We start from the raw sequence: 12695 nt of genomic DNA on the forward strand, positions 1-12695 counted from the left end.
GGGGGATAGGGTGAGAAGTTTGCGTTTTCTTTGTCTTTGCCTTGGTCTTTGCAGCGCACCTGCAAGCGCGGTGTATGAGACGTCTTTTGGTGTCGGCCTCGGCGTTAGCTATCAGACCGTATCTGATAGCGATGGCGATGTAGACTCGCTGGTAGCACTTGGCCCGGTGAGCCTTCTTTATCAACAAGAATACGCACGCGACAGACGCTATAGCGTTGAGTTGTCCTATGCCAGCGCAACGTTTGACCCTGAGCCTGGGGGCGTGGGTCAAGATGTTTCTCATTATTCTTTAGCCGGTACTTTGCAGTTTCGGCAGCGGCATACCTTTAACTGGCAGCCCTGGTGGGGCGTTGGCCTTGGTATAGCTAATGACCGTGCTAGTGATCGGTACAAAGTGACCAATGACGGCTATCTTGATGAGCGCTTATCTAATGCTGATAGGCGTTATGCCGCTGGTCTTGTCTTTGTACAAACTGACTTTGATGTGAATTTGTTCGGGTGGGACCGCCCAGCGGCTTGGCGTGTGCAATATCAGCATCCATTTTCTGACGGTCTCCGCTACGGATCTTTTAGCTTGCTTTTCTTTTATTAGTATTTTGTGACTTCCTAAAACAAACCGGCACCGGGTTGCGGGGTGCTCCTCATGAGGGGATTTTTATGCGTGGTCCTACACGGCTTATTCGCTTTCCCAATTTGACCGGGACTGTGATTTTAGATGCAAATAAGCGTGAGTTCATCGGCAAATACTTCGATCCCAACTTGCCCATTAATGACGTTGCCGAGTTTATCAGGCGCGATATAGCTACAGCTATAGAAATTGGTGAGTTAAGCGAAGGGGTCTATAACGTCCGCGTAAGAGAGCGAGGGATTGAGGTTAGGATAGAGGATTGCAGTATTAATCCCTTTCATCCCGCCTCTTTGCTTTACGGTATGTCTGTTGCTGTCGGCTGGCCGAGTCGCCGTATTTATACGCCTATTGGTTTCCGTCTGCTCTCTAAGCTTGAGCTTATATGCTCTGCTTATAACAGAGAGAGTTGGAATGCTGATAAACGACAAGTGGACTCCCATTTCTCTGTCCTTGTTCGTTTGTCTGCTGACTTCCTTAATCGGTGTTTCTCGGAGTTTGATACTGAAGGTGGGGGCGAGTGATGCTGCGTTATAATGCACTCTTTGGCTTGTTAGCCGTCTATTTGAGTGTTCTTTCTGTTATGCGTGATCGTAAGCCCAACCGTTTTTTGTTCAACTACCTTTTGCACAAAGGTGGTGGTTCTGCCGCCGAAGTCGCAGAACGTTTACTTAGCAGGGCGCGAGTGATGGGGATCGAGCCGCTACCCGACTCTTTGAGCGGCCGAAAGCTGACCCATTGGGCAAGGGGCGAGCAACGGGTTTCGCCCTGGGCCTACTACGCCGTCTTACCCGAAGCTTTAGACGCAGGCTATCAGCCGCAGGACACAAACGATGCTGAGGCTCTTGTGGTTCTGTGGTTGCGAAATCATCGAAAAGAATTAGATGACCGTTACGTTAATGATGTCGCCGCGCTCTGGCAGGCTGTCCGTCCTCAGTTATTCGCAGCGTTGCCGCTTACTGAGTTCGCAGATGCCGCTGAGCAAGCAGCGCTTGCGCAATTGCAGGCTTGGTACAAATGAGTGATCTGAAACTTATTATCTTGCCTGACCCGCTGGAGCGCCGGGGGATGCCACGGGCGGCTTTGGGCTTTGCCTTGCTATTGTTGCTGGGCCTGCCGGTTTTGTTAGCTGGGCTGACAACGGACTTTTTCCCGTTTGTGCAGTTGCTTCCCTACAGCTTTGCATTAGTGCTTTTCGCGTGCGGTGGGCTTTTATGGGCTTTTCGTCGGTTGCGTCCGCTAGACGATGTCTTGAATGAACCCCTGAGCGATGCGGAGAAAGAGGCTTTTGCAGAAGTGGCCGATGTGATCGGTGATTTTAAGATGCTTTATGACAGTTATGGGGCCGCCGGTCCTCAGACCTACCAGGAGGGGCTTGCTCTCCAGCAAGCGTTGCAGGAGCAAGTAGAAATCTTTAGAAACGACTCTCTTAGCGGTATGCCTCTAGGTGAGAGTGAGCAGCAACCTGTTAAGCCTGCCTCTTCTCAATGGTTGCCTGTTTTTAAAGTCCTTGGTTTCTCGTTTGGCATTGCCCTTTTTTTAGGGGGCGGGTTGTTGCTAGCCCTTTCTGCTCTTTTGAGCTATAGCGGCGAGCCTTTGCCGGTCATGGTGCTGATAGTTGGGTTTTTCTTGGTGGTTTTAGGGATGGGTGCGTTTACTTGGGCTTTTAGATCAAAGTAATTCTACAGATATGGCAGTTTAGCCTTTTCGATGTTCTTAATTAAGAACGCATGGAGACGACAATGCGATTAAGAAGAAGTTTATGTTTGGTTGCTATCTCGCTATTGGCTTTAGCCGGTTGTGGCGGTGATAGTAGTAACAGTCCAGATCCAAGGCCGAGTGGTGAGCTATCCGGCGTCGCCTTCGACGGCCTGATTATCGGCGGCGATGTGACTGCCTATGCCTGGGATGGTACGAAAGGCGAGGTGTTGGGGCAGGGGCGGACAGATAATCTTGGTGAATACTCCATTACCTTGAATGAAGTACCGAGTCAGCCGATTTTACTTAAAGTAACGAACGGTCGTTATTTTGAAGAAGCTAGCGGGCGAAATGTTGAGCTACAGAGTAGTGACGCGCTGTATGCCGTTTATGACTATCAAGCCGGCGACGAAGTTACTACGTCGCTAACTTACTACACAACGCTTGCCGCCGGGCTTGCGGAACACATGGTTCGGACGGGTACACCTGTCCGACAAGCGATCGTAGATGCGAACCGGACAATCAGCGATCTCCTTGGTCTGGATATCCGCGAAGTTACGCCGCTTGAAGTTACACAAGTCGATAATGCAACGCCTGAGGTTACAAACGGCCACTTGTATGGCTTTTCAACAGCTGCAATTTCCCAGCTGACCGCCTGGATATCAGAGCAGAACGGCACGGCAGTGCACCAGCCTTATAACTCAATACGGTTTGCACAAGCGGCTTATAGCGATATTCGTGCCAATGGCCGCCTGGATGGGCAAGGCCTGGATGGGATCGTTGCGCAGGGTACGGTACCACTCAACCAAGAAATCTATCGCCATCGTATCGCCGCCAATATGTTGGTGATGGCTAATGCGCCGGAAAACCGCACGGGGCTCACGGCGGCGGACATCGTCGACCATGCCATTCGTTTCAATGAGTCGAACGCGAGCTTATGGGGCAGCGCGGATATCATCCCGTTAAGCGATGCTGCCCCCAACATGAGTAACTTTAGTCACGCAACGGGTGACACGGTGGCTGGCGAGATCGAGCTACGCGTTTCCGTTACGGACACGATCGGTATTGGCAGTGTTGACTTGTATCTGAACGGCGATTTCCACCTCGCCGGCGGCGCCTCTTCTGAACCGCGTTTCCTTGTGAACACCACCGCACTGGAAGATGGCGAGCATCATTTCCGGTTGATCGCAACAAACGTCGCCGGCGGCGTCACCGAGCATGACATCGTCCTCGATGTTGCGAACCAAGGCACGACAATTAGCGATATCAGCCCGTCCCACGCCCAGCATATCCGCGGTACACACACGTTCAGCGCAAGCATCAGCGATGCCTTTGGACTCGATGAGGTGCGCTTCATTGTTAATGGCGCAACGTACTTCCCAAGCAACCTGAACTCACCAAGCTATGACCTTAGTCTCGCGCAATTCGGAGAAGGTAAGCATACCTTCACAGTGTGGACCCGCAATAAGAGCGGTTATGAAACACAGCGCTCCGTGGAATTTACCATCGACAACACCGCGCCGGAGATCAGCTGGGAGTTAAAAGAAGGTGCGTATCTTGAGCGTGTCTACGAGTTTTTGGCAGATGTTACAGATAACGAAACGGTAAAGTCGGCCGTGCTTTACCTTGATGGCAATGTACTCGCAGAGTTTTCGGCTTTTCCGCGTATTGATTACATGATCGATACTCGCGATTTCGCGGAGGGAGAGAAGTCGCTAAGCCTGGTCGCGGTCGATAAGGCGGGTAATACGACGACAGAGACCAGAAAGGTCTACTTTGACAACACCCCACCGACTGTAAACATTGTGTCGCCTGTACAGGGCGATACCATTACTAGTGATTTCTATATTACAGTCGATGCATGGGATGCGGTTGGTGTAGAGGAAATCGAAATCCTCATTAATGGCGCGCACCATAGTTATGCGCCGCACACTGATAATGCTAGAACTAGCGTACGCGTCAATACAGCTAATTTCAGTAACGGACCGCACCAAATCCGGGTCATCGCAAGAGACGGTATCGGCCGCACAGCTGAACAAGTGATTACCGTTATCTTCGCGCACGAACAGCCATCTATGACGATAGTCCAAAACAGAAATAGCGGTACTGACTATCGCCTGCGTATCCGGATTGATAACTACGACCCGTCGCAAACCTATACCGTTGAGAGTTACCAGGTTGCCGGGGCAAATAGGGGGTTCGGCTCTATCAATCCAGATGACGATGGCATCTTCTCTTACGGCGGCGTGCATTTCGGGGGATCGCCGGCGCGACCGTGCAACGGTCGTCGGACGGGAACCGCAGAACTGCGTATTGCCGATGGTTATAGCGTGAGCGATACGTTAACGATACCTAACGCGGTTTACTGTGGGAGTTGGTTTCGGTAATAGAGGGGCGGCTTAGCCGCCCTTCCCTTTAGATAAACCGCCCAAGGGCGGTTTTATAGAGCGCATTACTCCCAGTTAAGACAAGTTCGAGAAGCGAGGGCACAGGTATGGTAGATGGTGCCGCGAGCAACATTGACGCGCACGATTGGATGCAGCAATTGCGCTTTGAGTACTATCGTGTCGCCCAGTTGCGGCGACTGCGGGTTGGTGAACAGCTATGGGTTGGGTACTTCGGCGGCCGTGGTGTATCACCCGAGATAGACGGCCACTGTGAAGCGTATTTCACGCGCAACCGTGGCGGCTATTTCTCATTTCATGCTATCTGGACGATCTGTTGGGGCGGCAATCGCAGACGCCCGCATGTCTTTACCCATGGTGATTTTAAGCTTTTGCCTGGTAACCGTATTGAGTTTCAGGGTGACGCACATAAAGCGGAGCGCTCTTTTCGCCTAGTTTGCCGGTATGTGTATTTTATCTATCGAAACATGCGCCAGTTAGGTGTCGATCCAGAAGAGGCGTGGCGGAACGATTGCAAGCCGCTATCTCGTGGTGAGCATGTCTTGAAGCATGGCCTTAATGCCCGAGGCGTAGAAGGCCCGGAGGTGAGAGGTTTAAGCGCAATCGTTGAAACAGCTGCGGCACTTGCCGTCCTGGGCCGCAGGAGCGGGGTTGCGAATGAGAACCCAGGCCGAGCTTAAGGAGTTGCAGCAGGTGCTTGAGTGCCGCAGCTGCGGCACGCCCGCCTGGGCGATGGAGTATGTCGCCGATGACGACGTGTTCTTCTGCGGACTCTGCGGCTCGCGCACGTCCGCAGACCAGATGGACGAAGAACAAGACGGAGGTCAATCATCTATGTTCTATCGCATCGCCCTTAAAAACTATACCGATGGCGAGACACGGCGGCAGTATGGGGAAATACTCAGTCGTCACGCGGCTGAGGATTCGGCTTTTGACGCGATTTCTTCCGCGAATGTCAACACAGAAGCCGTCATAGAACAGGAAGGCGAACTGCCTATCGGCGCTTGTCGTCCCGAGCTGGCGGCTGTTGTCCGCAAAGTACGCGATCTTGCTCAGGAGGCTATCCGTTGCAGCGGGGGCGTCTATGAAATTTACGTCGAGCGGTTCTCGGCCGACGTTGATGCCGCTTACCCGGAGGCTTCACCGCTGCGCGGGGTGGCACTACCGGAGGCGACGGCACACGATTATGCAACGCCCGCCGAGCTTGCCGAAAGGCAGGCCGCCCTTGAAGCTGACGAAACCGTTTGCAGCCACGGCCTTTCCATTGATTGCTGTCCGCTCGGTTGCGGGGAGCTACCACGTGAAACGTCCCGCACAACTAAATGAAACTGCAAGACGCAAAATTATTACAGCAAGCCGGCGCATTAACCGATGTGGCGGCGCGTCGGTCACCGTGCCATGAGGGATGGATTCTCTTATTGGCAACCCAACGCGGCCACTATGAAGTGCTTGAGCGTTTTCGGGGTGGTGAACGTGTCTTTCAAACGTTGGATGCTATCGCCAGCGTCGTCGAGGAACTCGGACGTGCAACTTTCAATGTCCAGTTTGCATGAGTACAAAGCTAGGCGCAGCTTATCGGGCAAGCCGATCTGCAGACAGGGCAAAGGTAAACCGGACACATAAAAACAGATACGGCATTCCGAATGCGGATAGTTTTGATCAAGGGTGAATAAAGAATGGATAAGAACACGCTAGTTCAGATTGCAGCAGGAGCATGGGTCGTTCCTTCATCTGTCGGTTCTGTTACGACCAAGACCCTCACTCAGCACGGCCAGCACACGCGAATCACGGTCGTGCACTCCTTTGCTGGAGGAGAGCTCTACCGCCATGAGACAACCTTGCCGGAACCGCAGCATGCGGATAAGGAGGGGGAAATCCTGCTGGCGATCGCAGCCGCGAGCCACGACAACATCGTCAATATCTTGCGAGGGCATCCTCTTCGCAATCCGTATGCAGAACATGGGCTGGACACGCCACAATCTTTCCAAGAGCTTGGCAGGTAAAACCATGAGAACTATAAGCACTTTCCAGTACGACTGTTGGGCGCCGAAACCTGTGGCCGCGCTTGCTGTCGGTGATCTGATTTCTCACGGAGGAAAAGTCGCTACGGTTACCGCCGTGCCCTATGAAGAAGCCGGTGTAACACATATACCGGCAACTGTTTATGAACCTGGTCCAATCAAAGTGATGCTAGGAGATGATAGAAAACACATCACCATGGCCATGGATCTGGTGGCCTCAGGGCTCGCAGAGTTCGATGATGGCACAGCTCTTATTACGGACCTGGAGGCAGGGCACAATCTAGTTTATTCGCCACGCTTACCCGTGGCTGAGCTAGAAGCGTTTTGCGCTGAGTATATCGAGTGCTACCAGGCGTTCTACGACACTAATGCGGAAGCCATCGACAATGGCCGAGCGATCCCGATGACGCCCTGGTGGCAAGGAGTTGAGGAATGGCAGGAGGAACGGAGAAAGGCGCAAAGGAGAAGCGAAGTGATTTATTTGATGGCTGTTCGCCTGAGTTTGATGTTTTCGATTGTGAAGAGGCATATGAAGATATGCGGGATATCGCGGCGCGGCGTCTTAACGGCACGCCGGCGGATTACCGGCATTTGGCGGTGGCGGCACGGCTGTTGGCGGAGGAATACGAGCGCCGCGCCGTGGAGGCTAGGCCGCTTCAGCTTTGAAAGAGAGCCGGTTTGACAAAAGCCGGTAAACGGTGAAACCCGCTCCCCCCCGGCCCCGCCCCGCGCCCACCCCCCCGGCCGGGCAGCGGGGCCGGTTTTTTGCGCCCGCCGCCTTTGACACAACCCGCGCCCGCGCTAGACTGGTCAAAAACAACCCTGGAGGCTTGCCCGATGACCCACAAAACGGTGAAAGAGCGAGACTGAGCATGGACGAACTTGACCGAATGTACGCCATGTACGCCGCGGCGGCCGCGGAGCCCTACCTTCCCGAGTACCGCCCCCAGGCGCAAGAACTGATCGATGGCATCCCGATTAATCCGAAGCTGCGGCGGAGCTTTGAGACCACGGACAACGGTCAGCGCGATCCGGCGGAGGTGCGGGATTGGTGGGGCCTTCCCTTCATCAGGAGCGAGGAGTTCTACGTTCCCGATGCGAGCTATGCCGATTTCTGCCAGCGGCTGGAGCGCTACGGCTCCCAGGTGAAGGAAACAGAGGCCGAATACAACGCGAGGCTCAAGGAGATGCGGCGAAAGTGGTTCGCGGCCTGGCCGGCGGGTATTCGCCATGACGTTTACTGCCTCGACGGCGGCGCCTGGGATCGGAGCACCTGGCGGGGCTCGTTCTCGTCGTTGGCTCAGGCGGTGGCCTATGCCAAGGAGCTGCGCGATGCCCGATGGCCTTAGCTACCCCGTTCCGCATCAAGATGCCCCGGTGCTCGCCGCCGCGCCGGCGCCGGTGCCGGCGCTGAATGTTGACTGGCCGTATTGGACGGCCCTGCGCCCGCGCGTGTACGCCGAGTACCCCGACTTTCCCAAATATCTCCTGCAGCCCGAAGTCCACGCGCTGATAGCCGGTGCGCGGCACGACGCGGCCGCCTGCCTGCTCGATGTGCTGTGGCACACCGGGGCGCGGATCAGCGAGGCGTTGCGCCTCACGCCCCGCGACCTGGTGTTCGACACCCCGCGGCCGTACATCGTCGTGCCGCGCAGCAAACGCCGCAGCTCACGCGGCACCGCCGCCGCTCGCACGATCCCGGTGGCGCCCGAGGCGCAGCCGTTCAAGGCGCGGCTGCGCCGCTACATCACCGGCCAGCGCCTCCGGCTCGATGAGCCGCTGTGGCCCATCACACGGCAAACCGCCGACAACTGGCTTAAAGCCGCCGCCGCTGATGCCGGCCTGGCGCTCCCGGCCGGCGCCGGCTGCCACGCCCTGCGCCACAGCTTCGCCGTGCATTGCCTGGTGCATTACCGGCCGCTGGTCGTGATCTCGCGCTGGCTCGGCCATGCCTCACTCGCTTCGACTGAGGTCTACACCCGGCTATTTTTGATCGACACCAACCACTTTATGGACGGGATGCAGTTCTAGCGCCGGCCCGCACGTTTGCTGCGACGAGTGGTGTAACGTGCCTGTCTCGGCATTCACTTCAACGTGGGTGGTCGTCACGCACGTCGGCGCCACCGACCCGCTTCCGGGGGCGACCAGGCCAACCCCGCCCAGGGTCACACTCACTGCGAACGTCGCGTTCCGCAGCCACTTCAATAGCTTTTGTTTCATTGCCGTTTACTCCTAGTTATCGACTCGCCAACCATTCCAGCAAAAACCGCGAGCGAAGGAATGCCCGCGCGTCCGCTACACCATGGCGGTATTAACTATTTATAAGTTTTGAAGAAAAACCGGCGGGGAACACAAAAGAGCTTGCAATGTTCGCAATCGCGAACTATACTATAAGGCATAGGGTACGAGATCGGCTCGACCCAACTCTAAGAGAGAGGCCTGATATGAACGCAGCTATCATTAACGAACGCAACCAAGTCGTTTTCTCCGCTGAGGTCGCCGAGGGCGTCCGCGAAATCGAAGTCGCGGGCGCGGTTGATATCAACGGCTACCCGATCAACCGCAAGACCTTCCGCGTCAGCCGCAGCAAGCGCAACCTCGCTAAAGCCGCCGATGCGTTCGAAGTGCCGATGCTCTCCGAGCGCCAGTACCGTGACCTGACCTTCTACGTCGAATAAAACCCTCAAAGCCCCGGCGCAGGCCGGGGCCCTACTCCGTAGGTTGATATGAACGCGAAAGAACTCCAAGCGCTGCGAAAGATGCTCATGCTCGACGCGAGCGAGGCGGCCGAGCTGATCGGCGGCGTATCGCCGCGCAGCTGGCAATATTGGGAGGCGGGCCGCTCCCCGGTGCCGGCCGATGTTGAAGTCACGATGGAGGTGCTTGTTGAGCAGCGGGCAAAACTGATCGACGAGATCGAAGAACGAGTTAAGGGTAAGCCAGTCGATGAGCGGATCGACGTTTTAGAGCTGCCATTCTATCAGCGGTTTGAAGACTACGAGGCAGCGAACCCCGGCAAGAGTCGGCTCGATTGGCGCGTCGAACAGTCGGTGTCGGCGCTCTATTTTGCGGACGGAATGGCGAGGCTAGCCTAATGCCCCGCATAGACCGGACGGGGCAAAAGGTCGGTAGCCTGACGGCGCTGACCGATACGGGCAGCGATCAGATTAAGTGTCGGTGCGACTGCGGCCACGTGGGGCTCTACCCCCGCAACCTGTTCAAGCCCTCGTATCGCGGCCCTCGAAAATGCTCCTACTGCCTCGGTTCGCCCTGCGAAGTCTGCGGCACAATCATTCCATATCATGGCCGCCAGCGCGCCGCGACATGCTCCGAGAAATGCCGCAAGGAACGCGCCGCCCGTCGTGAGCGTGATCGGTACGAGCAGATAAAGCACACCGATCACTTTAAGCAAACGCGGCGGAGCTACTTGCAGAGGATCAAAGAGGCAATGGAGCGTAACCCTGACTACGCCGAGAAAATCAGGGAGCGTCAACGCCAAGCCCAACGACGCTGGCAAGCAAAGATCGACCGCGACCAGCAGCTAAGGGCAGAGCATCTTGCTAAAAAGCGCCGCTACTACTACATAGCGATGACTGACCCGGAGAGGCGGGCTCGAAAAATGAGCGCAACCGCCGTTGGTATCGCTCGCTCAGCCCCGATGATTGGCAGCGGCTGTTCGGCCGGAGGAAGCAAGCATCGAGCAAAGAAAAATAATGAAACACATGACCATCGAGCAGATTCGTGCTGAGCTGGATTCCCTATCGCGGGAAAGTGATCGCGGTTGCGGGCTCTCGTATGAGCTTTTCGTTGCGAAGTTCTCCGGCGCGGTCGATACCGCATTTCCGGAGGGGAGCCCTCAACGGGATACGGCTCTCCGGGAGGCCCGTGCGATGGGCTACGCATCGCCATCGGAGCTGGAGCAGATGCAAGAGGAGCTTGCAGAAGAGGGTTCTTGTGCCCACGGCTTTCATCCCGACTACTGTCCCGCTGGCTGTGGTGACCTAGAGTCCTACCAGAACCGGGATCGGGCCTTGTAGCATCCCCCGCTAGCGTTCATCCAAAATGGCTTGTAAGCCTGCAAGCGACTCATTAAACTTTAGTTGTTGCGTTATTGACACTGACGCACATTCATTAACGCACGAACAGCCCTCCGCTTACCCGATAGCATAAAAACAGGTACGGGCCTCAAGATGAGCATAACCACACCGTCAAAATCACCTCTTGTAATTTCATTAGAAGAGCGTGTTAACGCTGTCAGAGCGTCTAAAGTCGTGCAGCTACCGCTTTGGCGTGATTCGTCTCGTAGTATCCCCAATGAGGTCGTCCGTTCGGCCTTATTCAAGGCTCAGAAGAATGGTACGCCCCGGCGGTACTATGCAGACGAAAGCATTTTAGTTGTTGGTGATGGGGCCATATCGTATCGAGGCGAGGAGCTGCGGGTGGACGATGAGGATGTATGGCTCCAAATTTTGCACTTAGCGCGTCTTCAACCTCTAGGTGAATGCGTTGAGTTCACTGCTTATAGCTTTCTTAAAGAGCTTGGCTGGGCCAATACTCCTTACTACTACGACAAGCTAAAGACGGCCATCAGTCGTTTGAAAGCTACCTCTGTCACAGTTGAAAGTAAGCGCTTGGGTAGAGCCCTTGGGCTTTCCCTTGTTAAACGGTTTGAGTGGCAAGCTAGTGATAGCAGCCGCAAAAAGGTGTGGCGAATTTGGATAGAACCAGAAATGCGCGTCCTGTTCGGTGAACACTATTACACGATAATAGAATGGAAACAGCGGCAACGTCTAAGCCCCATTGCAAAGCGACTCTACGATTACTACTCAAGCCATAGGCGGCCTTACCCGCTTAAGCTTCGCACTCTACAAGACTTATGCGGTTCTACGACCGCGACAACTCGGAAGCTAAGGCAACAGATCCGAAAGGCTTTAGATGAGGTCAAAGCTACGGGCCTTCTTGTTCCCTCCCTACCTAATCAGGACTGGATAGACTCGAATGATCTTGTCCATGTTGCCCGTTCAACTGGCTCCCGCTCCTAAGCGATAGCATAAAGACAGGTACGCTGGCACATAAAGACAGGTACGCTGGCACATAAAGACAGGTACGCCCCGCATAAAGACAGGTACGCTTCCCGCATAAAGACAGGTACGCTTCCCGCATAAAGACAGGTACGCTTCCCGCATAAAGACAGGTACGCCACTCTTGCTAGAAACCCTTATACTCTGCGACTTATCACCATACTCCCCGACATCGCTAACCCTTCTTAACCACTTTTAACCCTTATTTAACCGACCCCCAATCTCCCACTCCCTCCGGTCACCCCTCTTACAGCAGCCTTAATTTGAGTGCGCCAAGCGCACCCTCAATAAGATACCCGCCATACGGGTATCTATTGCCTGCCTTCGGCCGGCAAACGAGTTCGCTTCGCTCACAAACCTCAAAAGCCGCCCTTCGGGCCGCTTCGCGGGCTAGTATTGCAGCAGTTTTGCCCATTTATGTGCAATGATTATGCTGCAAATCGTTGTTTATAAGATGTTATCTGGTGCCATTATCGCCGCCTAAAAAACCGGAACTCGGGCAAATTTTAGCATCCGTAAGGGCCTAAAGGCCCAACGGTTGCTAAAAATTTACGCCTCGCATAGACGGTTGCATCCCGCAACGCGTTAACACGCCGTCATGCTCAGCCCTCGTTCCGCGCCGATCCTTCGGACCGGCGCGCCGCACGGCCAACCGCTTTCCCTTCGTAGATACTTCTTCCTGCCGTAGCGGCGCACCTTCGGCTTGAAAGATCGGCGTGCGCTACGCGCACAAACATTTAGATGCCCTCTCCCTTTGGGCCGCTCCGCTGAGGGCCGGTCTTTAATAACCCACCATTCCAAACAAAAGGACCAAGCTCCGAATAAAGGCCAGTGGGACAAGTAGGAGCCCTTCGGGCGATTCATC

The 12695-nt window shown here is 55.1% G+C and carries 18 protein-coding genes; 17 read left to right on the forward strand and 1 reads right to left on the reverse strand.

The window, feature by feature from the left end; translation table 11 throughout:
* The 12 genes from CAI21_RS22990 to CAI21_RS22080 form a co-directional block, all read left to right on the forward strand.
* On the forward strand, window positions 1-592 hold a 592-nt coding region (locus tag CAI21_RS22990), incomplete at its 5' end, for a porin family protein (RefSeq protein WP_220349046.1).
* Window positions 593-657: 65 nt separating this feature from the next.
* Window positions 658-1149, forward strand: a complete 492-nt coding sequence (locus CAI21_RS22030; RefSeq protein ID WP_116304272.1) for a hypothetical protein — start codon at window positions 658-660, stop codon at window positions 1147-1149.
* Window positions 1146-1646, forward strand: a complete 501-nt coding sequence (locus CAI21_RS22035) for a hypothetical protein (protein ID WP_147305212.1) — start codon at window positions 1146-1148, stop codon at window positions 1644-1646. Before CAI21_RS22030 ends, CAI21_RS22035 begins: the two co-directional genes overlap by 4 nt.
* On the forward strand, window positions 1643-2305 hold the full coding sequence (locus tag CAI21_RS22040) for a hypothetical protein (RefSeq protein WP_116304274.1): 663 nt from the start codon (window positions 1643-1645) through the stop codon (window positions 2303-2305). The genes CAI21_RS22035 and CAI21_RS22040 overlap by 4 nt, the downstream gene beginning before the upstream one ends.
* A gap of 62 nt (window positions 2306-2367) precedes the next feature.
* Entirely contained in the window at window positions 2368-4710 is a 2343-nt protein-coding gene (locus CAI21_RS22045) for an Ig-like domain-containing protein (protein ID WP_181919590.1), read from the forward strand.
* Between the two features lie 107 nt (window positions 4711-4817).
* A complete protein-coding gene (locus tag CAI21_RS22050) occupies window positions 4818-5408 on the forward strand; it encodes a hypothetical protein (protein WP_116304276.1) in 591 nt (196 codons plus the stop codon).
* Entirely contained in the window at window positions 5386-6054 is a 669-nt protein-coding gene (locus CAI21_RS22055) for a hypothetical protein (protein ID WP_116304277.1), read from the forward strand. The genes CAI21_RS22050 and CAI21_RS22055 overlap by 23 nt, the downstream gene beginning before the upstream one ends.
* The gene (locus CAI21_RS22060) at window positions 6051-6281 is read left to right on the forward strand and encodes a hypothetical protein (protein WP_116304278.1); all 231 of its coding nucleotides are present in this window, start codon (window positions 6051-6053) and stop codon (window positions 6279-6281) included. The genes CAI21_RS22055 and CAI21_RS22060 overlap by 4 nt, the downstream gene beginning before the upstream one ends.
* Before the next feature lie 123 nt (window positions 6282-6404).
* Window positions 6405-6731, forward strand: a complete 327-nt coding sequence (locus tag CAI21_RS22065; RefSeq protein ID WP_116304279.1) for a hypothetical protein — start codon at window positions 6405-6407, stop codon at window positions 6729-6731.
* Window positions 6679-7431, forward strand: coding sequence for a hypothetical protein (locus CAI21_RS22995; protein WP_147305213.1), 753 nt, complete (start codon window positions 6679-6681; stop codon window positions 7429-7431). Before CAI21_RS22065 ends, CAI21_RS22995 begins: the two co-directional genes overlap by 53 nt.
* 190 nt (window positions 7432-7621) lie before the next feature.
* On the forward strand, window positions 7622-8098 hold the full coding sequence (locus CAI21_RS22075) for a hypothetical protein (RefSeq protein ID WP_116304281.1): 477 nt from the start codon (window positions 7622-7624) through the stop codon (window positions 8096-8098).
* On the forward strand, window positions 8082-8780 hold the full coding sequence (locus CAI21_RS22080; protein ID WP_181919591.1) for a tyrosine-type recombinase/integrase: 699 nt from the start codon (window positions 8082-8084) through the stop codon (window positions 8778-8780). The genes CAI21_RS22075 and CAI21_RS22080 overlap by 17 nt, the downstream gene beginning before the upstream one ends.
* Here the strand turns inward: CAI21_RS22080 and CAI21_RS23000 are convergent.
* The gene (locus tag CAI21_RS23000; protein WP_147305214.1) at window positions 8733-8969 is read right to left on the reverse strand and encodes a hypothetical protein; all 237 of its coding nucleotides are present in this window, start codon (window positions 8967-8969) and stop codon (window positions 8733-8735) included. The genes CAI21_RS22080 and CAI21_RS23000 overlap by 48 nt on opposite strands.
* A gap of 224 nt (window positions 8970-9193) precedes the next feature.
* Between CAI21_RS23000 and CAI21_RS22085 the strand changes: the two genes are divergently transcribed.
* From CAI21_RS22085 to trfA, 5 genes are all read left to right on the forward strand, one after another.
* Window positions 9194-9427: a hypothetical protein gene (locus tag CAI21_RS22085; RefSeq protein WP_116304283.1), complete on the forward strand. Its 234-nt coding sequence runs from the start codon at window positions 9194-9196 to the stop codon at window positions 9425-9427.
* A 48-nt stretch (window positions 9428-9475) separates the two neighbouring features.
* Window positions 9476-9844, forward strand: coding sequence for an Aca2/YdiL-like domain-containing protein (locus tag CAI21_RS22090; protein ID WP_116304284.1), 369 nt, complete (start codon window positions 9476-9478; stop codon window positions 9842-9844).
* 332 nt (window positions 9845-10176) lie between these two features.
* Entirely contained in the window at window positions 10177-10497 is a 321-nt protein-coding gene (locus CAI21_RS23005; protein WP_147305215.1) for a hypothetical protein, read from the forward strand.
* On the forward strand, window positions 10463-10786 hold the full coding sequence (locus tag CAI21_RS22100) for a hypothetical protein (RefSeq protein WP_147305216.1): 324 nt from the start codon (window positions 10463-10465) through the stop codon (window positions 10784-10786). The genes CAI21_RS23005 and CAI21_RS22100 overlap by 35 nt, the downstream gene beginning before the upstream one ends.
* Before the next feature lie 153 nt (window positions 10787-10939).
* Window positions 10940-11791: a plasmid replication initiator TrfA gene (gene trfA, locus CAI21_RS22105; RefSeq protein WP_116304287.1), complete on the forward strand. Its 852-nt coding sequence runs from the start codon at window positions 10940-10942 to the stop codon at window positions 11789-11791.
* Window positions 11792-12695 lie beyond the last annotated feature (904 nt).

The organism is Alkalilimnicola ehrlichii, assembly GCF_003399765.1.
Classification (GTDB): domain Bacteria; phylum Pseudomonadota; class Gammaproteobacteria; order Nitrococcales; family AK92; genus AK92.